The organism is Pararhodonellum marinum (assembly GCF_015354735.1).
GTDB classification, from domain to species: Bacteria; Bacteroidota; Bacteroidia; order Cytophagales; family Cyclobacteriaceae; genus Pararhodonellum; species Pararhodonellum marinum.
The window spans coordinates 50,363-74,298 of sequence record NZ_JACEFJ010000005.1; the positions used below are offsets into that span (position 1 = coordinate 50,363).

Sequence of the window (23,936 nt, forward strand, 5' to 3'; positions counted from 1 at the left end):
CGAAAATAACGTAAATGGCCCAGTTTGAGCTATTAATTCCTTATTCTGCTCAGGATCCTGGTAGTAAACCGGGGTCGGTCTTCCATGATATTTATTTCGTCCTCACTGACCCTTTTCACACTTTCAATTGTATAAAAGGCTTTTTCATCCAATGAGGTCACCTTTTCAATAAAGTCCTTCAAAGCATCTCGTTTCATCACGGTAAAAAGAAGATTGACTTTGCCAAATTTCCCTTCCCCACCAATACTGGTAAATCCATAATTTTTGGCTTTCATGTAGTCTATCAATTGGGTCATGGGTTGAGGGGTAATGACCCGAACCAATACCTTTCCCAACGCCAACTTCTCCTCTATGGTCATTCCCACGTAGGTACCCATTGCAAAACCGCCTGCATAGGCGATGTAGGACATGGGATTGTTGATGTTTTGGAAAATCTGTCCGATAGCCAAAAGCCAGATCAATGCCTCAAAAAAGCCCAAAATGGGAGCAATGTTTTTTTTGCCGTTCAATACGAACATGATCCTGAGGGTATTGATGGAAACATCCATTACCCTGGCCATGAAGATCAAAACAGGCATAATAAGGTAATTGAAAAGCGATTCTGAGATACCGAATGTGGATAAGTATTCCTGCATAGCTTGGGATTTTTTTTGCAAAGGTAACACTAATGGAGGCCCTACCAATAAAAGATCTGGGTATTCTCTGAGGAAGAATGCTTTAATGATGGGACCAAAGGATTGGCTTAAATCTTCACATTTAAGCCCGCCCTAAAACCGAAATATATAAAAACAAAAGAGCAACTTAACATCAGGTAAATAAATAAATTCCAATCTTCCCAAAGGTCAAAAGCCATTCCAAATAACAGAGGACCTAAGGCGGCGAGGTAATATCCCGCGGATTGAGCCATACCTGAAAGTGCAGCGGTAGTACTTCCGTTTTTGGTTCTCAGTCCTATCAGCGTATAAGCCATGCTGATACTTCCACCCATACAAAGTCCCACTAAACCTATTCCTGTAAGATTTAAGAGGATGCTTTCTAAAAACAAACTCCCAAATCCAAGCAAATAACAAAAACCCAAACCCATGTTGATATAGGATTGATGGATGAACTTGGTAGCTATGATGGGTGTGGTAAATGCCCCAATCAGCCCGATCAGTTGCATAACAGATACCGCCAACCCTGCCTGGGAAGGGGTTAATCCCTTATAAATCAACATGTCAGGAAGCCAAGCAATCAGAGTAAAAAACAAAATAGACTGAAAGCCCATAAACAAAGTCACCTCCCAGGCTAGTCGGGATTTCCAAACTGAAGGGGTATCTTCCTTGACTTGTTTTTCTACCAACTTATTTTTGGGGATGATGGGAATCCAAAATACCAAAGTCAAAAGCAATAAGCCCACCCAAGAAACCAAAGCGCCTTCCCAACCCCAGCCTAAATCTTCGGCCATTGGCACGCTGACTCCCGAAGCAATGGCAGCAATCAGACTCATTCCCGTAGTATAGAGACCAGTCATCAAGCCTATTTTATGTGGCAATTTGAGTTTCACCATAGGAATGATCAACACATTGCAAATCACAATGCCCACCCCGGTTAATCCCGTTCCAATAAACAGTAGCCAGGTTCCTCCCGATACCCTGATGATAGATCCTATCATCAAAATGATCAAGCCCAGTAAAATGGCCCGTCCATTGCCTAAGCGGAGGCCTATTTTTGCAGAAAAAAGAGAAAATGTAGCAAAAGTTAAAAGTGGTAGGGTGGTTAAGAAGCCTGCCCATCCATTGGAAAGTCCCATTGATTCCCTGATCATGGGAATCAAAGGTCCCACAGCAGTGATGGATGGACGGAGATTGAAAGATACCAGAAGAATTCCCAGAACCAGGAACCAGTTTTTTTTGTAAAAAGGGATATTTTTTTCCATTTTGCTTGGGAGAGATGGCTCAAAAAGTGAAGAGGAGCTAGGTGTGGGATGAGATGAAGTCTGAGGTCAATTAATTTCTTTGCGATGCTTTCAAAGTCCATTTTCGGTTTCCTCATGTTTAGGGGTATCTCAAAATATCCTATCAGGATTGTTGTTCCACCAAATCCTGCACACAGGCTACCCATGTATCTCTGGAATTGAGGCTGGGAACCAGATCCCATTTTTCTCCCCCAAGCTCTTCAAATTCCTCTTTGTATTCTTCCCCAACTTCAACGGTGGTTTCCAAACAATCCGCCACGAAAGCCGGGGAAAAAACGAGTACTTTTTTTATCCCTTTATCTGTGAGCTCCTTGATCACGTCTTCTGTGTAGGGTTTGATCCAAGGATCTTTTCCTAACCTCGATTGGAAACAAGTCATTGTTTTTTCACTAGGTAGTCCTAATTTTTGGGACAGAAGTCGGGTGGTGTGAAAACATTGCCCACGGTAACAGAACTGGTTTTTTTTGGTGTAATTTCCGCAGCATTTATCGCTGAGTTGACAGTATCCATCCACTGAACCCTTTTTGATTTGTCTTTCGGGGAGGCCATGGTAGGAAAAAAGGAACATATCATAATTTTCTTTTTCTATCATTTCTTTGCCTAACTCGGTCCAGGCTTCCAGAAAAAGGGGATGTTCTATAAAATTGTTGATAAAGGTGATGTTCGGAATGATCTGCCAGGTTTTGGCAATGTCCATGACTTTATCGATAACGGATCCATTGGTAGCAGAGGCGTATTGGGGAAAGAGAGGCAGAACAATGATTTTTCGCACATTCGCTTTGTTCAAGGCATTCAATCCCGCTTCAATGCTGGGTGTCTGATAGCGCATGGCCATCTCTACTATGTATTTGTTGGGATCTAGTTTTTTAACCAGTTTTTCTTTAAGGTCTACGGTATGGAACAAAAGGGGGGAACCCCTATCTGTCCATAATTTGCGGTATTCGGCGGCGGATTTGGGAGCCCTGAAAGGAGCAATGATCAGATTGACCAGCATCCACCTCGGGATCAATGGAAAATCGATGACCCTTCCGTCCATCAGAAATTCCCTTAGATATTTCCTGACATCTCCGGTGGCCGTGCTGTCAGGTGTGCCTAAATTGACAAGCAATACCCCTATTTTAGATTTATTTGCGCTCATATGAGTTGATATACGAAAGAAAGCTCCATATAGAACCAAAAGTAAAGTCTTTGGTTAGAAAAAACCAGACAATTCGCTGAGGACTTACCAAAGGAAAGTGGTTTCCACGTTTACGGATTGGCTTTTCCTGCTTATTGGATATGGCATCAATATCCTTGCTATGTTTCAGCAATGACGACTTTTTTTCCGGAGCTTTTCAAAGCCCATTTCATCAGCGGTCCGCTCGTCATGCTGGTCACGATGGCCATGATGACAAGAGCCACAAAAAGCTTTTCGTCGATCAGTCCATTTTCCAATGCAATAAGACCAAGTATGATCTCCATGGCTCCTCTAGCATTCATGCCGAAGCCTACGGCGAGGGATTCTTTGACGTTAAATCCACCCCGATAAGCTCCGAATCCACTGCCGACAATTTTACCTGCAAAAGAGATTACAAGAATAGCTAAGGTGAGAAGCAATTCGAAATTGGTGAAGAAATTGATTTTTAAACCAATGGATACAAAGAAAAGCGGAGCGAATATGTTGTTGATAAACTGATGGACGATTTCTTTGGCTCTTTCTGACATGTGTTCAGAATCCCCCAAAGCCACACCCAAAAGGAAAGCACCAAAGATGGCATGGATTCCAAGCCATTCTGTAAAAGCTGCTGCCATAAAGCAAAATGCCATTGACAGAGATAGTACTCCCCCAGGCCAGGCCAGTTTTTTGTTGACCCAAGGCAGTACTTTGTTGATGATCGCCTTTCCTAAGGTGAGCATAAAGAAAGTAAACAGCAAGGTGACCCCAACGGTCTGTACCAGGGAAAGGGAGCTGCTTTTGCCCATGATGGACAAAATTACCGAAAAGATCAACCATCCAATGATGTCATTGACCATGGCAGAAGCAACGATCAACATACCCATTTTGGTCTTAAATAAATTCATATCCATCAGGATACGGACTACCACAGGCAATGCAGTAATAGACATGGCTGTTCCCATAAATAATGAAAACAGGAGCCGATCACCATCTGCCAAACCAAAAAAAGTGGGAAAATAATAAGGGAACACAAATCCTAGGGTAAAGGGGACCACCAGTCCCAATAAGCTGATGCTGAGTGCAGATTTACCTTGTGACCATACCAGGTGAAGCTCTACCTCCAATCCGGCTATAAATAACAACAAGACCACCGCAATCTGTACAAAACCGTCCAAGGCCAAGTTGGCACTGGGATTACTCATGAAGAGATAATCAAATAAATCCGGTGAAAAGGTGCCGAGAATGGTGGGTCCTAAAATGATACCTGCCAGCAATTCCCCAACCACAGCCGGTTGCTTAAATCGCTGTGCGATCTCAGCAAAAATCCTTGCCAGAAGCAGCATGGCTGCCAATTGCAGGAATAGGTTGACTACATCCTGATGTGATAAATTTTCCATGTAGTCTCTATTTTTTGATGATCAATAAGTTACATGGAAGATTGGCCAGTATGTCTTCTAAGTCATGTGGAAAAATCCGATGAAAAAATCCAAGATTTCCCTCATCTCCAACTACCAATAGATCAGCTTTGATGTCCTCGGCGAAACGGGCGAGTTCAATGGCCCACTTGCCACTCGTGATCTTGATGTTGATCTTTAAATCACCTTTATCGATGGTTTTGAGTATGTTTTCCACATAAGCCACCTCTTCTGATACCAGTTTTCTTCTCAGGTTTGCCACTTCTTCTTCACTGCCTTCTCCGCCCGCTGCCATTTGTAGCCCGTACATCTTAATTTCATTGACGATAAAAACCTGGGAAGAGCCTTCCTTTTTGCACCAGTCCAGTCCCTGGTCGATCACATCCGGCGTATTTTCCAATTGGGTGCCATTGATCACCACTTTCTTAAAGGGGCGGGGCTCCAGCATAGGCTCTATCAAGGTCAGCACAGAACAGTCCGCTTTTCGGATGATTTTTCTGCCCACAGTACCCATGTAATACTGAAAAAAGCCTTCTGTTTTTAAGGCACCGGCTACCAATAGGTTCACCTTTTCGTCTTTACAATATTGAAGGATTTTTTTGGTGGGCTTACCTTCATCCCATATGATTTTCACTTTGGAATAATCCAAATCGAATTTTTGCAACAAATCATTCAATCTGGATTCCAATTCTGCCGTTTTGGTTCCGATATGTATCAGAAGCATTGAGGCTTCATGAATTTCACACAAGCGTACGGTTTCAGCAATCAAGGCCTCGAGTCTGGGAGAGAAGGCGATGGCAACAGCGATTTTTTTAAACATATTTTTGGGATCCAAATTGGCAAAGCGCCTCAAAATAGTAAAAAAAGCCTACATAAAGAATTTTGTTTACGAAGGCAAAGCTAATTTTCGGATTTATGCCCATTTGTCCGTCAAGGACACCATTTGAAAAAGGGTTTATCCAAAAAGATACAATTCACCTTAATTTTCACTTTAATTTGTTTAAAATAGCGGATTGATACCTCCAAACAAAGGTATTTTACATCTATTGAATCATGTTTCTTTTGCCTATGAAATACAGTTTTCTTTTACCCGTTTTGGCTTTGGCAATGTATACCTGCCCACCTATCGCAGTACAAGCACAAGGTGATTATCCCACCAATTCCCAAGTCACTCAAAGGCTACAATCCCTCTCCCGGTCCACCAATGCCCAACTTCAATCGCTTATCAAAACCGAAGGAGGTCAGGATATCTGGGTCCTCAAAATCGGTACCGGTGCTATGGACCAAAAACCGGCCATCGCAGTGGTAGGTGGAGTAGAAGGGTTTCATGTGCTCAGTGTGGAGCTCGCTCTTCAGTTTGCAGAAAAAGTCATCAATGAGAAAAGTGAGGTTTTGGAGCGGACGACATTCTATGTTTTTCCCAATATGTCCCCCGATGCCACAGCCCAATATCATGCTGCTTTGAAATTTGAACGAAGGGGAAATGCTGTCCAAGTAGACCATGACAGGGATGGACAAAAAGGAGAAGATCCCTTTGAAGACCTCAATGGTGACGGTTACATTACACAGATGCGGATCAAAAGCCCGATGGGGGAGTATAAAATATCGGATGAAGATGGGCGGGTGATGGTCAAAGCTGACCGAAGCAAAGGTGAGTCGGGTACGCATATATTGCATACAGAGGGCGTTGACAATGACAAAGACGGCAAATTCAACGAGGATCCGCAGGAAGGCATTGCTTTCAACAAAAGCCTGACCTATAAGTTTCCTGCTTTCGAACCATTGGCCGGCGATTTTCCGGTTTCACAAAAGGAAAGCCGGGCCATGCTGGATTATTTATTTGACCAATGGAATGTGTTTGCTTTTGTCACCTTCAGTCCAGCCAATAACCTTTCCAGTCCATTGAAGTACAATGCGGGAGAGGCAAAGAAAAGAATTGTCACTTCAATGTTGGAAAAGGATGTGGCCATCAATGCCATGGTTTCCGAATTGTACAATGAGACCATATCAGCCAAGTCTTTTCAACAGGACAATCAAGGTACAGACGGTGATTTTTTCCAATGGGCCTATTTTCACTTTGGCCGCTTGAGTTTCAGCACGCCGGGATGGTGGGTGCCTGAAGTAAAAAATGAGGAAGACAAATCCTTTAAAAATGGTGAGGCGAATTTTTTGGCTTTTGCGGAAAAAGAAGGCATTGCCGATGTTTTTGTGGATTGGACTCCAGTCCAACATCCCGATTTTCCCAATGAAACGGTGGAAATTGGGGGGATGAAACCTTTTGTCAAATACAATCCTCCTTATGAAAAGGTGGCTGGACTTGCAGAAGAACACACAAGCTTTATCCTAAAGCTTGCAGAGATCCAGCCCAAGCTCGAATTTCACCAATTGAAAACAGAAAAACTGGGCAACGGACTAACGAGAATCAGTGTGGATTTATTCAACAATTCCCCTCTTCCGACACACAGTGAAATGGGGGAGAAATCACGCTGGTTGAGAAAAATCAGGGTGGATATCAGCAGCAAAGCAGAAGATCTGGTAGCTGGTGACAAAATCCAGTTGATGGACAAATTAGGGGCTTTCGACAAAATTAGCTTAAGCTGGATTGTCAAAGGAAGTGGAAATGTAGAGATCAAAGCAGGAGCAGCCCATGCCGGTTTCGCTACTTTGGATGTTAAATTATAAGTTAAGGCCTTATGAAAATTAAGCAATTCGTATATCTATTGGGAGTTCTGGCATGTTTTGGAAATATACCCATAAAAGAAGCCATGGCACAGGAGAAATTTTTCAGAGCCATCGGTACTCCCCATGCACCCAAGGTGGAAGTGGCCTGGAATCGGTATTACACCTATGCAGGAGTGACGGACATTGTTCAGAAAATAGCCAAGGCCCATCCGGACTTGGCGAGAGTGGAAAGTATAGGCAAATCCTATGAGGGCAGGGACATTTGGTTGTTGACCATTTCGGATTTCAAAACCGGCAACCCTGACCAGAAACCTGCGATGTATATCGATGGGAATATTCATTCCAATGAAATCCAGGGTACCGAGTTCTCCCTGTACACAGCATGGTATCTGACTGAAATGTTTCAAGACAATGATTTCATCAAGGAGCTGCTGGCCGATAAGACCTTTTACATTGCCCCTACCATCAATCCCGATGCGAGGGATAATTTTATCAAAGAGCCCAATACCCCACATTCGCCCCGGTCAGGAATGATCGTTTTGGATAATGACGGAGATGGAGAGGCAGGAGAAGATGGTTTTGATGACTTGAATGGGGATGGCCACATTACCTTTATGATTAGAAAATCCCCCACGGGACGATACATCAAGGATCCATTGGATCCCCGAAAATTAATTCAGGTGGAACCTGAACAAAAAGGAGAATATGAAATGCTGGGATATGAAGGGATAGATCGAGATGGCGATGGGAAGGTCAATGAAGACGGAATAGGGTACTATGATCCCAACCGGGATTGGGGATGGAAATGGCAGCCCGATTATGTCCAAAGGGGAGCTTACAAATATCCTTTCAGTCTACCGGAAAACAGAGCGGTGATGGAGTTTGTCATGAAGCACCCCAACATCGCGGGAGCCCAGAGTTACCACAACTATGGGGGAATGATCCTGAGAGGACCCGGTGCAGAAGAAGACCTGGATACTTACAACAGAGAAGACATTCAGATCTATGATGCCATCGCCAAAAAAGGCGAAGAAATGATTCCGGGTTACCGCTACTTGGTGGTTTACAAAGACCTGTATTCGGTATTCGGTGGAGAATTGGATTGGTTTTATGGAGGTAGAGGAATCTATACCTACACCAACGAACTGATGGTTTCTTACCTTTATTTCCATAAAAATGCCGGGCGTGGAAATCAGGATGAGGAACTAAAGGTGGATCAGTACCTGACATTTGGCGATGCTTTTGTCAATTGGGAGGAATATGAACACCCACAATTTGGCACCATAGAAATCGGTGGGTTTAAAAAGAATTTCGGTAGGGCCCATCCGGGATTTTTGCTGGAACAGGATGCACATCGCAACATGGCATTTACCATCTACCATGCTTTCCATACTCCTAAACTTAGCATTACAGATGTAAGAGAGAAAAATCTGGGTGGAGGGTTGAAGGAAATCACGGCCACCATTTCCAATGACCGCTTGATGCCGACCCATTCCAGCCAAGACCGCAAGTATAAAATAGAAAGACCCGATTATGTCACCATCAAAGGGGCAAAAGTCATTGCCGGTATGGTCGTAGAAAATGAGGATTTCAATAAAGTAAAGGAACAGCAATTGAGTCCAGAGAAGTTGGCACTGGAAAACATACCTGGGATGAATGCGGTCAAAGTGAGGTGGATTGTGTCAGGTGGGGGCAATTACAGCATCGAGGTAGACTCGGCTAAGGGAGGCCGTGCCAACTGGAAGTAAACCCATTTTATTAATCTGCTTTCAGAAGTGGTTCAAGGCTTTAGCTCAGCCTAACCAAAACATGGCTTAAATTTTTTGATTTAAGCCATGTTTTTTTAACTGAGAAACTCTAATCGTTTAGGTAAACAAATCAACTTGGTAAACGTTGGGAATTAAATTAGATAATATCACAATATACGCCTGATATCCATCAATATCGCATTTAGGTAGAATCCATATTACTGGAAAAAGTATCCCGCTCTATCAGATTTTATACAAACCCTTTTAAAGCCTGAATCAAGTCTCTTTTGGTCATCAAGCCGCCTTTCCGCCAAAGGATTTTGCCGTTTTTAAAAAGGATGTAGTGAGGAATAGACCTCACTCCAAATTGCAGACTCATCTGCGGGTTTCGGTCTATGTTCAGTTTGACCAACTTGATTTTGCCCTCCAAATCATCCATGACTTGCTTCAAAACCGGTTCCATGGTTTGACAGGGGCCACACCAATCTGCAAAAAAGTCCACCAACACAGGTTGGGGAGATTTTTGGATAACTTCTTTTACTTTTTGCTTTGGCATATAGGTTTATTTGTTTTTCGCTTTCTAGCCAGAAAGGTATAATTCATGCTTAAAGCGAGCCGGTAAACCGATTACCTCTACTTGCCGGAAAAGAGGGATTTTTGCGCCAATTAAGCATTTAACCTTTGTTTTTTTGATTTCGAATGTTACTGCTGGGATTGAGTTCAATAGTATAGATTTTTATAATCTAGGCTGGTCAGGCAAGGATAGCCTCCTTCGGCAGGGTATTTGTGCCTGGTGGTCTTAAATTTCAGTAAAAAACCTAAACATCACCCAAGGAATGAAAAATTTTACCAAAAGGTTCGTCCAGATTTCTATTGTTTTTTTTCTCTTCTTCTTTTTCTCCATTCACCTCTCGTATGCTCAGCAAGGAAACAATCAGTTGGTGGTTGGTGCTGACTTGGGGATTACCACGAGCGAATATTTCCAGTCTCAGTATCCCACTGGCTTCGGATTGGGGTTGAAAGGTCTGATCGGAGTGGGTCAGACCGGGCAGGTCAGCATTACCTCGGGATTTCACCGTTTTATTCTGGAATCATCCAATCAGATCTCGGGATTCAGCAGTTCTTATGATTTAGTTCCGCTGATGCTTGGCTACAGGGCCTATTTCAATCATTTTTTCGTCGAACCCCAAATAGGTGCTTCTTTCAATACAGACCGGACAGTCATTGATGGCTTCAAGGCCAATGAAAGCATGACTGAGTTATCCTGGGCATTGGAAGCGGGCTACGTGCTCAATAGAGTAGAATTCAGTGCAAGATTTCAAAACACGGGTCCCGTTCCTTTCAATATGGCCTTTATTGGTTTGAGGGCAGCCTATCGGATTTCGCTTTAATTTAAATGACAATAAATTAGTACAAACAACTACCACAATCCAAAACCGGAACTTCTTTTCAAGAGGTATCCGGTTTTTTTATTGGAGGAAAAAGGATTATTTTACCCTTTCAATCTTCCAGAGTTTTATGAAAAAACACCAATTCTTCTCCTTCGTATTTTTACTTTTTATTTCTTTACAACTCCCCGCCCAGATCATGCCTGCTCCGGATAGAGCTGAAGGAGAGGGTCCTTTTGACCGATTGATACTTAGAGGGGTTACCTTGGTGGATGGGACCGGTTCACCGCCTATCGGCCCTGTGGACATCGTGGTGACCCAAAATAGGATTTCAGAAATCAGGGTGGTGGGATATCCCGGATTGGCTATCAAGGAAGAAAGAAGACCCACTGCAGGCCCCAATGACAAAGTAATGGAATTGGAGGGGCATTATCTTTTGCCCGGATTTGTGGACATGCACGGACATATTGGAGGGTCAGGGCAAGGTACTCCGGCTGAGTATGTGTTTAAGTTGTGGATGGCACATGGCATCACCACCATTCGGGATCCATCGGCAGGTAACGGTTTGGATTGGGTATTGGACCACAAGAGAAAGTCTGCATCCAACAGCATCACCGCACCCAGGATCCTGGCCTATACCAGTTTTGGCCAAGGTGCAGGTAAAAGCATCACTGATGCTGCCGATGCCAAAATTTGGGTAAATGAAAATGCAAAGAAAGGAGCGGATGGAATCAAGTTTTTCGGTGCCAAACCCGAAGTAATGCAGGCCGCTATGGAAGAAAACAAGCGGATCGGGCTAAGGTCTGCCATGCACCATGCCCAAATGGATGTGGCCAGATGGAACGTATTGAACTCCGCAAGGGCCGGGTTGACCACCATGGAACATTGGTATGGCTTGCCGGAAGCCTTATTTACAGACCGGACCATTCAGGATTACAGGCTGGATTACAATTACCAAAATGAACAGCATCGATTTGCCGAAGCCGGAAAATTATGGAAACAGGCGGCTGCCCCGTACTCTGATCATTGGAATCAGGTCATGCAGGAACTGTTGGACTTGGACTTTACCATTGATCCGACCTTCAACATCTACGAGGCCAATCGGGACCTGATGAGGACCAGGCGTGCCGAATGGCATGATGTGTATACTTTACCGTCACTGTGGCGGTTTTATAAGCCTTCCCGAGAGTCCCATGGCTCTTATTGGTTTGATTGGACGACAGAAGAAGAGATCCAATGGAAGGAGAATTACCGGTTGTGGATGACTTTTGTCAATGAGTACAAAAACAGGGGCGGACGGGTCACGGCAGGGTCAGACTCAGGTTTTATCTATCAGCTTTATGGCTTTGCCTATGTCCGGGAGTTGGAACTTTTGAGAGAAGCTGGATTTCATCCTTTGGAAGTATTCCGATCTGCCACCCTTTATGGCGCCGAGGCCTTGGGCATGGACAAGGAAATCGGATCGGTGGAAGTAGGCAAGTTGGCTGATTTCGTGATCCTGGAAGAAAACCCTTTGCAGAATATCAAACTGCTGTATGGAACGGGTGCGATTAGAATTGGGGATGACAATGAACCGATTCGTGTGGGAGGGGTCAAGTACACAGTCAAGGATGGGATAGTCTATGATGCCAAACAAATGCTCGAAGATGTCCGTAGGATAGTGCAAGCCCACAAGGACAGGGAAAATGCGAGAATTACCCAACCAGGGCTGGATTGGTAAAAATAGGCCAACTTTCTGTTAAAAAATCAGTTGTGCCTTCAATCTTGCTATAATTTAATGCTATTCCATTATCACGAGTGTAACCCAAGTTAAACGAATCAAAGTATGGCATTCATTCAGCTTTCTCAAACCAAACTTTTTTACATCAAGGAAGGAGAGGGAAAAGAGGTAATCCTTTTTTCCCATGGTTTACTTTGGAGCCATAAAATGTTTAAAAAGCAGATAGATTTTTTTAAAAAAGACTATACCGTGATTGCCTATGACCATAGAGGTCAAGGTCAAAGTGATGTGCCGGCAGGTGCTTACGATATGGATCTTTTGACCCAAGATGCGCTGGAAATCATAGAGAAACTAGTCGGCAAGCCGGTTCACTTTGTGGGCTTGTCTATGGGAGGATTTGTAGGCATGCGACTAGCTGCTCGATATCCAGAAAAAATAAAGAGTCTGATCCTGTTGGAAACATCAGCCCAACCCGAGCCTGTCGAAAACCTTCCCAAGTACAAATTTCTGAATGGGGTAGTCAGGTGGTTTGGGGTAGTTCCTGGGGTAGCCAAAAAAGTCATGAAAATCATGTTTGCAGAAAGTTGGCTTCAAAACCCTGACAATTCAGAGGCTTACAAGACTTGGTTGGATGAACTCAAAGCCAACCGGAAAAGCATCACAAAATCAGTAGAGGCTGTCATCTATAGGAAGGGGGTGGAGGATGAGATTAGAAACATTGTTTGCCCTACAATGATCATCGTAGGCACCGAAGATGTGGCTACCAAGCCGGAAAAGGCCAAGTTCATTCAGATGTCCATTCCCAATTCGGTGCTACACCTTGTTCCCGGTGCCGGCCACAGCAGCAGCATAGAAAAACCAGAAGAAATCAACCGGCTGATTGGGGATTGGATGAAACGTTTTTAAGGCAGATTTTCCACAATCATTTTAGCCAAAGCTTCCAGTTCGGACACTTGATAGACGAATTTATTGTTCTTGCCATCATCCACATTAAAATACTTCAGTTCAACTAAAAGATTTTTGTATACAAAACTTACATTCATCTCAGTCCTGTGACTGCTCAAAAGGTTTGGCTGAAGGTACCTGAAGCATAAGTCGCCAATATTTTCCGGCCAACCATAGTAAAAATCAGCTTCGTGGCCCTTTGCCATAAATTTTAAAGTTCGTTGAGCTCCTTCATGGCTTTGGGAAGTACTGACGATAAATACCAGCAGATCGCTGAAATGATCTACTTTTCCTATTGAAATGGTTCGGTTGCAAAGGTTCTCCTTTTCCAAGTTGGTGGCTTGGATTTGAATGCCACTTACCCGATCGCCAAAGACCTCTGCAAGCATCTGCGGGGTCAAATAACTTGGGCAATTCAATTCCTGGGCTTTGACCTGTGGAACTAAAGTCATGAAGGCTAGTACCAAAAGGTATGAATAGCATCTTTTTTTTAAACTGTTCATGTTGACGAGGGTCTAAGAAATAGAATTTACAGTGATAAACGGTAAAATTTTGATTTAAATGGCGATATTATTAATTTAATTTCTTATATTGCATTGATTGATAAAAAATTATAAGATGCTGGAAGAGAAATTTATTATAAATTACATAAAAAATTACGAAGAAAGTAGTGCAGGAGAAATATGGGGATTTAACCTCGCTTTAAGAAATCGAGGTTGTGACGTTTTTGAAAAAGCTGGACTAAAAGAAATTAGATCACCTTCTGTAAGATTTAATGAAGATAACCTGAAAAGCATAAAAATAGAATCTAGAATTATTGATTGGATAACTTTTGAAGTCGAGGGGCGTATTTATGATTCTGAAAATGATGAAACATTATGTAACGATAAGAAAATGATTTTTATGATGAATGTTAATGAAAGAAAGAACGATGAGGATAGAACTTATTTCATTGATTTTAAATAGTTTAGATATATATTTTAAATTTGATGTTTAATTGCTCTCCTAAAACCATTTTTTATAGCATCATCAACTGAATAAGCAAAAGATTCCCTCCTTTTTTGTAAATTTTTTCCAAAGCACAATTTGAAATAAAATACTTGTGTTCAAAAAAATTAAAAAAAACCTTGTATACTGAAACTTTTTGACCAATTTTGATGTATATACATTTAATACAAAAACATTATATACAGATGAGGATAGAAGAGGCCATTAAGCAAAAGGAATTTATAGACCCATACAACAAGACTGTGGTGAATTTATTGTTTACACATAGTCATATTGTATCCAATCAAAGTGTCTTGTTTAAACCGTTTGGCCTGTCACCTGAACAGTACAACGTTTTAAGGATTCTTCGAGGCCAAAAAGGCACACCCATCACCGTTTCTTCCATTCAGGACAGAATGCTCAATAAAATGTCCAATGCCTCCAGATTGGTGGAAAAACTGAAAATGAAAGAATTGGTGTTGCGGGAAGAGTGTCCCAATGACCGAAGACAAGTCGATATCGTCATTACAAAAAAAGGCTTGGAAGTCTTGGAAAAACTTGAAAAATCAGTGTATAATTTCAATAAAAAAATAGTTAATCTGACCACAGAGGAAACAGAAGAGCTGAATAGATTGTTAGACAAATTGAGGGGATAAAAAATTTTCCTTAAAATATGTCTATACATGCAATGTAGAAACACTTAATCAATTTATAACCAATTAAAATTTAAAACCATGAGTAATTCATCAACATTAAACGCGACAAAATGGGCCATCGATCCCACCCATTCAGAAATTTCCTTTAAGGTAAAACACTTGGTCATTTCTACCGTAACCGGATTCTTCAAAAGTTTTGAAGGATTCGCAGAAACTGAATCCGATGATTTTAAGCAGGCGAAAATCGAATTTACTGCAGACATCGATAGCGTCAATACCAATCAGAAAGACAGAGATACCCACTTGAAGTCGGCTGATTTTTTTGATGCCGAAAAATTTCCGAAATTGAAATTCGAAAACGGAATCCTGGAAAACAGAGGGGGTGAATACGTTTTGGTAGGTGATCTTACTATCAAAGATACCACCAAATCCATTGAATTGTCTGTTGATTTCGGTGGAGTGGCCGGTGATCCTTATGGCAACACCAAAGCCGGATTTGAATTAGAAGGTAAAATCAGCCGAAAAGAATTCGGGTTGATGTGGAATGCGGTTACAGAGGCAGGCAGTGTTGTCGTTAGTGATCAAGTGAAGATTTTGGCCAATGTACAAGTTATTAAACAGTGATTTTCTTAAAATCTTTGGGTACGGAAAAGCATTTTTTTCCGTACCCTTTATAGCTTCGATAGAAATTTAAGAATCCCCGATCCATATTCCAAATAGCTAAACTACCATGAAATCATTAATAAAAGGCATCCACCACATCACAGCCATCGCAGGAAATCCACAGAAAAACATCGATTTCTATTCCGGTATCTTAGGACTAAGGCTGGTGAAGAAGACCATCAATTTTGATGCGCCTGATGTATACCATTTCTATTTTGGGGATGAGGCTGGTTCACCTGGAACCATCTTTACTACTTTTCCCTTTGACGGTGCAAGAAAAGGCACCAAAGGTACCGGCGAGTTGACCTACACGGCATTTTCAGTGCCTCTGAACGCCTTGGATTATTGGATAGAGAGGTTAAGTAAATTTGACGTTACCGTATCCACCAAATTGGATCGGTTTGGTGAAAAATACATCCGATTTGAAGATCATGACGGCATGGGCATCGAATTGATTGCCACCAATAAAGACAACAGGAAAGGTTGGACCTACGGTCAAGTGCCTCAGGAACATGCAATACTGGGGTTTTATGGAGCCACCTTGAATCTGAAAGCCAAAGACCTGACCGAAAAGCTTCTTACAGAATTCATGAACTACAGATTTTTGGGAGAAGAGAACGGAAGATACCGCTATGGGACGGAAGGAAAACCTGGGGACGTTATTGACATAGTAGTTGACTCTCAGGGGAGACAGGGAATTCAAAGTGCGGGTACAGTGCATCACATTGCTTTCCGTACCGATAATGACGACACCCAGAAAGAAATTCAGCAGGTCCTGTTGGACAATGGCTACCATGTGACTGAAGTTAAAGACAGAAATTATTTCAAATCCATTTATTTCAGAGAACCGGGAGGGGTGTTGTTTGAAGTGGCCACAGATGAGCCGGGTTTTGCCATCGATGAAGACATGGACAAATTGGGTGAATTGATCAAACTGCCGGAATGGGCGGAGCCCAACAGAGATAAAATTGAATCCAAACTTGCCAAAGTTGAATTAAAGCTGAAAGATTATGCCTGATTTGAAAAAAGCCGGAAAGCCCCTAAAAGAAGCCAAAAAGGTAGCCATCATGATCCACGGGAGAGGAGCTACGGCTACTAGCATACTGGACCTACAAAATTACCTTCATCTGGAGGATTTTGCCTTACTTGCCCCACAGGCACCCGGTAATACATGGTATCCCTATAGCTTTATGGCTCCTGACAAGGAAAATGAGCCTGCATTTAGCCAGGCCATTCAAGCTGTTTCAGAGCTCGTGAAAACGGCAAATGAAGCAGGATTTTCATCAGAACAGCTTTATTTTTTCGGATTTTCCCAAGGTGCTTGTCTGGCATTGGAATATGCCAGTCAAAATGCACAGAAATATGGAGGGGTCATTGCCTTCACAGGTGGTTTGATTGGTGAGGAGATCAATGAAAAAAAATATCAGGGGGATTTTGAAGGCACCCCGGTTTTTATTGGCTCAAGTCACAAAGACATGCATGTTCCACTTAGTCGGATCGATGCCTCAGCCAAGGTAATTGAAAGGATGGGTGCCAAGGTGAAAACCATGATCTTTGAAGACCAACAACATACCATCCGAGAGGAGGAGGTAGACTGGGTCAATCAACATATCCTTGACCAAAATCAATGAGCAAATCCCCTACAATTTTCGCAGGGATTTTAAAGGACATTGAAAGGTGGAAAAATTTTTATCTCTATTGAGAGAAATAAAAAGAGGAAACAGTTTTGTTTCCTCTTTTTGTGTTTTTTTATTTACTAAGTATTCCTAGTCTTATAAAGAAAAGTATCCAGTTTTTAATCGATAGGACTTATTTAGACATATCTTAATATCCAAATATCCACCTGATATCAAAAAGTATCCACTAATACCTTAAATACCGCCTTCGGACAGAATGCCTTATTTTTGCATGTAACATTCCACGTGGTCAGATGATATCTTTTAATCCTGAGGAACAAGTTTAACCAATAATCCAGTCAGTTCAGTCACGACGTACAAATATCCCTCTGGGCTTTGAGCTACCTGTCTTACCCTTCCGATATCTTGAAAAAGTCTTTCCTCTTCAACATATTTGGTTCCGTCCAAGACAACCCGGTTCACATGTTGGTGGGCTAGAGCGGCCACCAGTAGATTTCCTTTCCATTCAGGATATTTGTCTGAGGTTACCAATGCCATTCCGCAAGGGGCGATAGAAGGATCCCAATAGGTGACGGGTTGTTCCATCCCTTCTTTTTCTTTAAACTCAGTCAAGACAGTTCCGTCGTAATTGATCCCATATGAGATTTCAGGCCAGCCGTAATTGTTGCCTTTTTCGATCAGATTTATCTCATCACCACCTTTCGGTCCATGTTCTACCGCCCAGATCCTATCATTGGCTGTATCATAGGCCATGCCTTGGGGATTTCTATTGCCATAGGTCCAAATAGAGGGAGATGCGCCGGGGGTATTCACAAAGGGATTGTCTTCAGGAATCCTGCCATCATCATGAATTCGGTGAATTTTACCATGGTCATTGTCCAGTTCCTGTGCATTTTGAGGTCTTGATCCTTTGTCTCCATTGGAGAAGAACAGGTAGCCATCTTTATCAAAAATAATCCTGGATCCAAAATGCCTGCCCCCTTTCCATTCGGGACCACAAACAAATACCTCTTCCAAATCGACCAAGGCATTGCCATCCAGTTTGGCTCGCCCGATCACCAATACTCCGCCTTCACCTTGGTCTTTGGCATAGGCCATGTAAATCCAGCCGTTGGATTCATAGTTGGGGTGGAGTGTAATATCTAAAAGGCCAGCTTGGTTTACCTCATGAACCTCAGGTACGCCGGTCAGTTTTTCACCGGTAAATGCATCTTCTTTGAAAATGAGGATTTCCCCTTTTCTTTCCGTGACCAGCATTCTGCCATCAGGCAGCCAGGTCATTCCCCAAGGATTTTCAAGGTCTGAATAAAGGGTGTCAAGCTTGATGGTCATTTTGTCCGTAGATACGGCATATGGATCTGGTTCTGACTTTTCGACTTCTTGGTTCTTGTTGCCACAGGCATTCAAAGACAGAAACAGTCCAGTCATCAGAATAAAAACAGTTTTTTTCAAATGTTTCATGGTTTCTAATTTGGTTAGTATCAAAATTAATCAAATTTAATCACAAATGTTTTGCGCTTTTGATAAACGGGGTGGGATTTTATGTCATTGGACTTGCTTAGGTTTCTTATTGTTCTTTTATGGACAGACAAGTAATCAAAGTTACTGGCAATCCTATCTTTTGTTAATCGAAAAAAATCTCATTTGATTACATGTATGTACGCAATGATGCCAGTAAAAAGGTAATTCAATGTAATTCTCGCCACCAAACCGAAATGTCCCATACATCCCCTGCCCGACCACGGCGGGCCTGCTCGACCACGGGCGGGCCTGCCCGACTACAAGACGGGTGAATTCCGACTTAGGACTTCCGACCCTTTTGAAAAAGAATATTGGGTTAGTACAAAGAAGTGGATAACCATTTTAGTTGGATTATGTCAAAATCAAAAAAATTAATTATCTTGACTATATAATTAATCATAAGCAGGGGGATTAAAATAAATTTACGATCATGAAAAAATTATCTTTTAGTGCTAGTTTTTTTCTCATTATTCTTATAGCAGCGCTCTCAGGAGTTTCTGTTTCTTTTCTGATGGGGCTGTTAGATGTTGATTTTGGAAAAGTAGCTAGTCTTGTTGTCATGACTGTGGTAATGGCTCTTTTACTTAGACGCCTTGAAAAGAAAGAGAACGAGCCTTCGAATTAAGGATTGCTGAAAAAGCATTAACCCCAATATGAGGTTCTTTTTTCTTAATTCAATTCTATGCGCTTTTGCCTAAGCGTATTATTAAAGGTCATCTAAGAAATCCTTAAGTTCATTACCATTGGATTCTCCCTCCTGATTAAGGTTCATTTCTTTAAAGCCTTGTTTAATCCCTTTGATGACTTCTTCCCTAGTACCTTCAGATTTTACCTTTTCCAGTCCCAGATTTTGGATCAGTTCCATAAAAAAAGCATATTTATGATTGGGTATTTTTATTGTGATCTTTTTCATATTGAGGTAAAGCTTATGGTTTAATTTTTTTGAACTTTGCCAGTTATTGAAATCTGACATTTTATGGTGATTGTAAGCGTGATTTAGTGGAAAAAAAGATTAACCACTTTCAGCAGGTTTCGGTATAATTTGTTCACCCAAACAAACTTCTCCCAAATAAAAAATATCATTGGCATAGTCTAATTTCTACTTATAGGAAATTTTATTTACCAAATCAGCGGCCTGCTTACTCGTGGAAAATCAAAAAAATGGTGTTTTTCATGTTAATGGGGTTGATTTTTATTTGATAATTTCAAATCGAAGAAAGAATCTTCAATAAACCTAAACTTTCACTGATCATACCTTTCCTGAATGAATATTTCTCCATTAAAGTGATAAATGAAAACATGACCATCTATTCTTTTTTTGTTCAAATGGATCTACCACCACTGAAGAGCTTCAGTAAAACAACCACAACGGCTATGACCAAAAGGATGTGAATAATACCGCCACTATTGTAACCGAGAAATCCTACGGCCCAGATAATGACCAATATGACAGCAATGATATAAAGGAGATTTCCCATAATTCTGCTTATTTAGTGTTTGAAATGATGTCAAAGATTTTTACTTACTTATTCTTTATCCTAAAACCTTTGTTTAGGTATTAAAGCAACACAATCAACAAAACGATGATCAAAATTATGGCACCGGCAGATAGAAAAACCCCTTTATTGTTTCTTACAATTTCCTGTTTGGCTTCTTTCAATTCGGTACGAAGAACCTTCCTTTCGGATTTGGTTAAGGTAGACTTGTCCATGTTCTTTATTTCTTCCACACGATCCACCAACACCTGAATCTCGGCAGGTGTTAACTTTGACTCAACAGGATTTTTATTGGTATCCGCGGCATAGACAGTAGTTAGTCCCAAAGCAAAGAAGAGGAAAACTGTGAACAAGCAATTTCTAAAGTTTTTCATGATCAGGTTAATTGATGCTGTGCGGGGTTAATTTTCTTTCAGAAATCATTACAAGCTTTGGTCTCTGTAATACAAATTTACTATCCCTACTGTCGGTTATGCTTACATAAATATTGTTTCAAATTGTAAAAATTACTTGAAAAACCATTTTTAGCCTTGAAACCGACTGATTCCTTAGAGATTTTAACAAAAAAATCAGAATGGATATAAGCTGCTGAAAAGGTTCTGAGTTGCCAAAAGATTTTTTTTAGAACCGTACCTTATCCTTCTGTGTATAAAACATCCAGTTCATTTGGCGGATTGACAAAATTTATTCTAACCGTTAATTTTATAACATATTCAAAATAAGATATAATTTTAATAATACAAAAATACTGAATTTTGTGTTGTGTATATTTTAAAATGCACATGAGATTATTATGAAAAAGACGCCAAAAAAAGACCAAAGCCAAAAAAAGGCGGAAGTTTTAAAAATGAACGACACTCCCGAACAGAAGCAAAAGAAGGAGAAAGCTACAAAGGATACAAAGGATAAAGCGGTAGTTGGCAATATGAACGATAATTCCAAGAAAAAGAAATAGCAGTCGGCCAGCTGTAAACGTGATCAAATAGGGGAAAGCGCTTCTGATTTTCAAAGCCATATTTTGAATGAAGGGATTTGCACAGATCAAAACCACTGTAGTATCATAACAAGAGTATAAACCCAACCATTTTAACTAAACCAAAAAGATATGTTTCACCACGTTAAAGAATTGCAATTCAATGCCAGGGTATCCAAACCGGATGTACGATTTGCGAAATTATTGCTGGAACAGTTCGGTGGCCCAAACGGAGAACTGAAAGCAGCCATGCAATATTTTGTGCAGGCTTTTGGCTGTAGAAAAGCTTATCCTGACAAATATGACATGCTGATGGACATTGCTACCGAGGAGTTCAGTCACTTGGAAATTGTCGGCGCTACCATTCAGATGTTGCTCACAGGTGTTAATGGTGAACTGAAAAATGCTGCAGATGAATCCGACCTCACTAAAATGCTGGATGGTGAAGCTGCGAAGGAAAATTACATCCACGATGCCATGGTCAACCCACATTTTTTCGTGGTAAGCGGTGGTACCCCAACGCTTACAGATAGCGTAGGCAACCCTTGGACTGCAAGTTACATTATGGGTATGGGTGATCTGACTGCTGACCTGCGCTTAAACCTAGGTGCAGAGACTGGTGCCAAATTGGTCTACGAAAACCTGATGAAATTCACAGACGATGTTTATGTAAAAGAATCGTTGCGTTTTTTGATGACCAGAGAAGTGGCGCACTTTCAGATGTTTCAAGCGGCTTTGGATACCATCCAGCCCAATTTTCCTCCAGGAATTCTGGAAAGCGATCCCAAATTCAGCAACAAATATTTCAACATGTCAAAAGGAGAAGAATTCAAGGGGCCTTGGAATCAAGGTGCAAGTCCACTGCTGGGAGAGGATTGGCAGTTTATAGATAATCCACTTCAACATGTCAGGGATTCTGATGGTCTGTTGGAGGAAAAATCAGAAGGTACAATTAGAACTGATGAAAGTGTACAATCTACCAATAAAGAACTGAGTTCCGAAAGGAAGGAAATGGTGGACAAAGCAACTGCCCCTAAAAACGGGGTCATGAGTTGGTCTGAATACCAGCTCAATGATAGCAACGAAAAGCAGGAGAAAACCCATGCTTCAAGATAAAACTGCCTACAGGTCAAAAAATTTATAAAATCAATTAGCTAAAGAAGCGGTAAAAAAACAAGATGAATAACTTATTCAAAGGCCTTGTAGCAGGCTATGGAGCTAAAAAATTAGGAGGCGGTTGCTTCGGGACAATTCTGGTCTTTGTGATCATTTATTTCCTCATGGGGCAATGCACCTAAACTTAAAACCTAATCAAAATTTAACCAATAAAAAACTTAGAAAATGGAAAATAGACATAACGAAGATGAAGTCCGAATCAACAGGGCTTCTGAACATGAGGACCGAAATGATAGGTCTTCTGAACATGATGAAAATCAGGACCGAAATATAGTAGATTCCGAGTACGATGAAAATGAAGGCTATAAGAATAGCGGTTCTGATCGTTATGAATATGATAACGAAATCCATAACGATCGGGATTCTGAACTCAGCGAAAAAGAAGTCCGACAAAACATAGCTTCTGCCCATAATGAAAATGAAGGCCAGTTGAATAGAACTTCTGAAGACCAAAATGACTGGGCTACTGATCAGCAGGGACATGAGGTTCGAAATGAGAGTACTTCCGAGAAAAGAGTGCTGTCAGGCATGTTTCGAGACCGTGAAAGTGCTGAAAGAGCTTACAATACCCTTTCTGAAAGAGGGTACTCAAAAGATGAAATCAACCTGGTCATGTCCAAGGAAACCCGCGAAAAAGATTACAATGAAAACGCGGCTGAAGAAACTGAAATCGGAACGAAAGCTGCAGAACATGCAGGCAAAGGATCGGCCATCGGGGGTTCAATCGGCGCAGTTGTGGGAGTAATCGCCGCCATTGGTACAAGTGTGGCAATTCCTGGTCTGGGTATTCTGATCGCTGGACCAGTAGCTGCCGGGCTTGCAGGAGCCGGAGCTGGTGGATTGGCAGGAGGCCTTATCGGAGCCCTAGTTGGATCTGGTATACCAGAGGCAAGGGCAAAACTGTATGAATCTGGAATCAAAGAAGGTAACGTCGTAATCACAGTAACTCCAAAAAATACTGAAGATGCGAAGTATCTGGAAGAAAATTGGAGAGATAACCGCGGTGAAGAGGTTCACTGGTAAAATTCCAACATTGCAGTAGGCAAGGGGCTTTTTTCACCCTTGCCTATTTTAAGAAACTAAACCAATCAATACCATGAAAATTCACATGAATTTTAAATCAATCCTCGTCTATACTTTATGTTTGACAGGGCCGCTCGTATTGGCATCATGTTCAGAAAACAGAGCAACTGATTCCAAGGAAATAGCAGAACAGGAAAATATCAATAGAGCAACACCCAATGACACCACAGCTGTGGTTATCGAAAATGACAACGATGCCAGGTTTTTGATGGATGCAGCTGAAATGCAAATGGAAGAAATCAGCTTGGGAAAATTAGCCCAGCAAAAGAGCAATACTCCCCATGTCAAAGAACTGGGAAAAATGATGGAGGAAGACCATACCAAAACCCTTGAAGAACTTAAGGTATTGGCACAGTCTAAATCAGTAGCTATCCCAACCACCCTTACGGAGGATTCAAGAGATGCGCTCAAAAAGCTTGAGGATAAAACAGGCAATGATTTTGACAAAGCATACAGCGATATGATGGTCGATCACCATGAGGATGCCGTGGATAAATTTGAAAAGGCTGCCTCAGATGCTGAAGACCCACAAATCAAAGCTTGGGCTTCTGAAAAGCTCCCAGGCATGAAAACTCACCTCAGACATGCAAAAGACTGTAAAGAAAAGTGTGATAAGGATAACTCGAATTCTTAATTGATACCATTTTTTTAGATGTTGAAATCTTTGTGATGAGTTTCAATTTCTGCCATGATTGTAGCCATGATAGAAAGGAATGAAACATAGTTAGGGATT

At 41.6% G+C, this 23,936-nt stretch carries 26 protein-coding genes; 15 read left to right on the top strand and 11 right to left on the bottom strand.

Going from position 1 to position 23,936, the window contains the following annotated elements; translation table 11 throughout:
- Positions 1 to 32: 32 nt before the first annotated feature.
- From H1A14_RS11195 to H1A14_RS11215, 5 genes are all read right to left on the bottom strand, one after another.
- Positions 33 to 635, bottom strand: coding sequence for a DUF2179 domain-containing protein (locus H1A14_RS11195; protein WP_194776347.1), 603 nt, complete (start codon positions 633 to 635; stop codon positions 33 to 35).
- 107 nt (positions 636 to 742) lie between these two features.
- On the bottom strand, positions 743 to 1,918 hold the full coding sequence (locus tag H1A14_RS11200; protein WP_194776348.1) for a CynX/NimT family MFS transporter: 1,176 nt from the start codon (positions 1,916 to 1,918) through the stop codon (positions 743 to 745).
- Positions 1,919 to 2,060: 142 nt separating this feature from the next.
- Positions 2,061 to 3,095: a ferrochelatase gene (gene hemH / locus H1A14_RS11205; protein WP_194776349.1), complete on the bottom strand. Its 1,035-nt coding sequence runs from the start codon at positions 3,093 to 3,095 to the stop codon at positions 2,061 to 2,063.
- 158 nt (positions 3,096 to 3,253) lie between these two features.
- On the bottom strand, positions 3,254 to 4,510 hold the full coding sequence (locus tag H1A14_RS11210) for a cation:proton antiporter (RefSeq protein ID WP_194776350.1): 1,257 nt from the start codon (positions 4,508 to 4,510) through the stop codon (positions 3,254 to 3,256).
- 7 nt (positions 4,511 to 4,517) lie between these two features.
- Entirely contained in the window at positions 4,518 to 5,348 is an 831-nt protein-coding gene (locus tag H1A14_RS11215) for a universal stress protein (RefSeq protein WP_194776351.1), read from the bottom strand.
- Positions 5,349 to 5,581: 233 nt separating this feature from the next.
- On the opposite strand from H1A14_RS11215, the gene H1A14_RS11220 reads away from it, so the two are divergent.
- Both H1A14_RS11220 and H1A14_RS11225 read left to right on the top strand, forming a co-directional pair.
- Positions 5,582 to 7,210 (top strand): M14 family metallopeptidase, encoded by a 1,629-nt coding sequence (locus tag H1A14_RS11220; protein ID WP_317174875.1) that lies wholly within the window; start codon positions 5,582 to 5,584, stop codon positions 7,208 to 7,210.
- An 11-nt stretch (positions 7,211 to 7,221) separates the two neighbouring features.
- Positions 7,222 to 8,958, top strand: a complete 1,737-nt coding sequence (locus H1A14_RS11225) for a M14 family metallopeptidase (protein ID WP_194776352.1) — start codon at positions 7,222 to 7,224, stop codon at positions 8,956 to 8,958.
- A gap of 250 nt (positions 8,959 to 9,208) precedes the next feature.
- Here the strand turns inward: H1A14_RS11225 and trxA are convergent, their stop codons facing one another.
- Complete coding sequence (trxA, locus tag H1A14_RS11230; protein ID WP_194776353.1) at positions 9,209 to 9,514, bottom strand: thioredoxin; 306 nt, start codon at positions 9,512 to 9,514, stop codon at positions 9,209 to 9,211.
- 280 nt (positions 9,515 to 9,794) lie between these two features.
- Here trxA and H1A14_RS11235 point away from each other — a divergent pair, with 280 nt between their 5' ends.
- The 3 genes from H1A14_RS11235 (at position 9,795) to H1A14_RS11245 (ending at position 12,972) form a co-directional block, all read left to right on the top strand.
- Positions 9,795 to 10,349: an outer membrane beta-barrel protein gene (locus tag H1A14_RS11235; RefSeq protein WP_194776354.1), complete on the top strand. Its 555-nt coding sequence runs from the start codon at positions 9,795 to 9,797 to the stop codon at positions 10,347 to 10,349.
- 127 nt (positions 10,350 to 10,476) lie between these two features.
- On the top strand, positions 10,477 to 12,066 hold the full coding sequence (locus H1A14_RS11240) for an amidohydrolase family protein (RefSeq protein WP_194776355.1): 1,590 nt from the start codon (positions 10,477 to 10,479) through the stop codon (positions 12,064 to 12,066).
- Positions 12,067 to 12,171: 105 nt separating this feature from the next.
- Complete coding sequence (locus tag H1A14_RS11245; RefSeq protein ID WP_194776356.1) at positions 12,172 to 12,972, top strand: alpha/beta fold hydrolase; 801 nt, start codon at positions 12,172 to 12,174, stop codon at positions 12,970 to 12,972.
- Here the strand turns inward: H1A14_RS11245 and H1A14_RS11250 are convergent.
- Entirely contained in the window at positions 12,969 to 13,514 is a 546-nt protein-coding gene (locus tag H1A14_RS11250) for a hypothetical protein (protein WP_194776357.1), read from the bottom strand. The genes H1A14_RS11245 and H1A14_RS11250 overlap by 4 nt on opposite strands.
- 115 nt (positions 13,515 to 13,629) lie before the next feature.
- Between H1A14_RS11250 and H1A14_RS11255 the strand changes: the two genes are divergently transcribed.
- The 5 genes from H1A14_RS11255 to H1A14_RS11275 all read left to right on the top strand — a co-directional run bounded on the left by H1A14_RS11255 (position 13,630) and on the right by H1A14_RS11275 (position 16,948).
- Positions 13,630 to 13,977 carry a hypothetical protein gene (locus H1A14_RS11255; protein ID WP_194776358.1) on the top strand — a complete coding sequence of 116 codons (348 nt, stop codon included), beginning with the start codon at positions 13,630 to 13,632 and terminating at the stop codon, positions 13,975 to 13,977.
- Positions 13,978 to 14,204: 227 nt separating this feature from the next.
- Positions 14,205 to 14,654 (top strand): MarR family winged helix-turn-helix transcriptional regulator, encoded by a 450-nt coding sequence (locus H1A14_RS11260; RefSeq protein WP_194776359.1) that lies wholly within the window; start codon positions 14,205 to 14,207, stop codon positions 14,652 to 14,654.
- A gap of 78 nt (positions 14,655 to 14,732) precedes the next feature.
- Positions 14,733 to 15,278, top strand: a complete 546-nt coding sequence (locus tag H1A14_RS11265; RefSeq protein ID WP_194776360.1) for a YceI family protein — start codon at positions 14,733 to 14,735, stop codon at positions 15,276 to 15,278.
- A gap of 106 nt (positions 15,279 to 15,384) precedes the next feature.
- Positions 15,385 to 16,335, top strand: coding sequence for a ring-cleaving dioxygenase (locus tag H1A14_RS11270; protein WP_194776361.1), 951 nt, complete (start codon positions 15,385 to 15,387; stop codon positions 16,333 to 16,335).
- Positions 16,328 to 16,948, top strand: coding sequence for an alpha/beta hydrolase (locus tag H1A14_RS11275; protein WP_194776362.1), 621 nt, complete (start codon positions 16,328 to 16,330; stop codon positions 16,946 to 16,948). Before H1A14_RS11270 ends, H1A14_RS11275 begins: the two co-directional genes overlap by 8 nt.
- A 309-nt stretch (positions 16,949 to 17,257) precedes the next feature.
- Here the strand turns inward: H1A14_RS11275 and H1A14_RS11280 are convergent, their stop codons facing one another.
- A complete protein-coding gene (locus H1A14_RS11280; protein ID WP_194776363.1) occupies positions 17,258 to 18,415 on the bottom strand; it encodes a PQQ-dependent sugar dehydrogenase in 1,158 nt (385 codons plus the stop codon).
- Positions 18,416 to 18,905: 490 nt separating this feature from the next.
- Between H1A14_RS11280 and H1A14_RS11285 the strand changes: the two genes are divergently transcribed.
- A complete protein-coding gene (locus H1A14_RS11285; RefSeq protein ID WP_194776364.1) occupies positions 18,906 to 19,100 on the top strand; it encodes a hypothetical protein in 195 nt (64 codons plus the stop codon).
- 81 nt (positions 19,101 to 19,181) lie between these two features.
- Here the strand turns inward: H1A14_RS11285 and H1A14_RS11290 are convergent, their stop codons facing one another.
- The 3 genes from H1A14_RS11290 to H1A14_RS11300 form a co-directional block, all read right to left on the bottom strand.
- Entirely contained in the window at positions 19,182 to 19,388 is a 207-nt protein-coding gene (locus H1A14_RS11290) for a hypothetical protein (RefSeq protein ID WP_194776365.1), read from the bottom strand.
- 409 nt (positions 19,389 to 19,797) lie between these two features.
- Complete coding sequence (locus tag H1A14_RS11295; protein ID WP_194776366.1) at positions 19,798 to 19,953, bottom strand: lmo0937 family membrane protein; 156 nt, start codon at positions 19,951 to 19,953, stop codon at positions 19,798 to 19,800.
- 80 nt (positions 19,954 to 20,033) lie between these two features.
- On the bottom strand, positions 20,034 to 20,345 hold the full coding sequence (locus H1A14_RS11300) for a hypothetical protein (protein WP_194776367.1): 312 nt from the start codon (positions 20,343 to 20,345) through the stop codon (positions 20,034 to 20,036).
- Positions 20,346 to 20,764: 419 nt separating this feature from the next.
- Here H1A14_RS11300 and H1A14_RS11305 point away from each other — a divergent pair, with 419 nt between their 5' ends.
- The 4 genes from H1A14_RS11305 to H1A14_RS11320 all read left to right on the top strand — a co-directional run bounded on the left by H1A14_RS11305 (position 20,765) and on the right by H1A14_RS11320 (position 23,837).
- Positions 20,765 to 20,926 (top strand): hypothetical protein, encoded by a 162-nt coding sequence (locus H1A14_RS11305; RefSeq protein WP_194776368.1) that lies wholly within the window; start codon positions 20,765 to 20,767, stop codon positions 20,924 to 20,926.
- A 150-nt stretch (positions 20,927 to 21,076) separates the two neighbouring features.
- Positions 21,077 to 22,060, top strand: coding sequence for a manganese catalase family protein (locus H1A14_RS11310; protein ID WP_194776369.1), 984 nt, complete (start codon positions 21,077 to 21,079; stop codon positions 22,058 to 22,060).
- A gap of 225 nt (positions 22,061 to 22,285) precedes the next feature.
- The gene (locus H1A14_RS23340) at positions 22,286 to 23,143 is read left to right on the top strand and encodes a hypothetical protein (RefSeq protein WP_317174878.1); all 858 of its coding nucleotides are present in this window, start codon (positions 22,286 to 22,288) and stop codon (positions 23,141 to 23,143) included.
- 73 nt (positions 23,144 to 23,216) lie between these two features.
- Positions 23,217 to 23,837: a DUF4142 domain-containing protein gene (locus tag H1A14_RS11320; RefSeq protein ID WP_194776370.1), complete on the top strand. Its 621-nt coding sequence runs from the start codon at positions 23,217 to 23,219 to the stop codon at positions 23,835 to 23,837.
- Positions 23,838 to 23,936 lie beyond the last annotated feature (99 nt).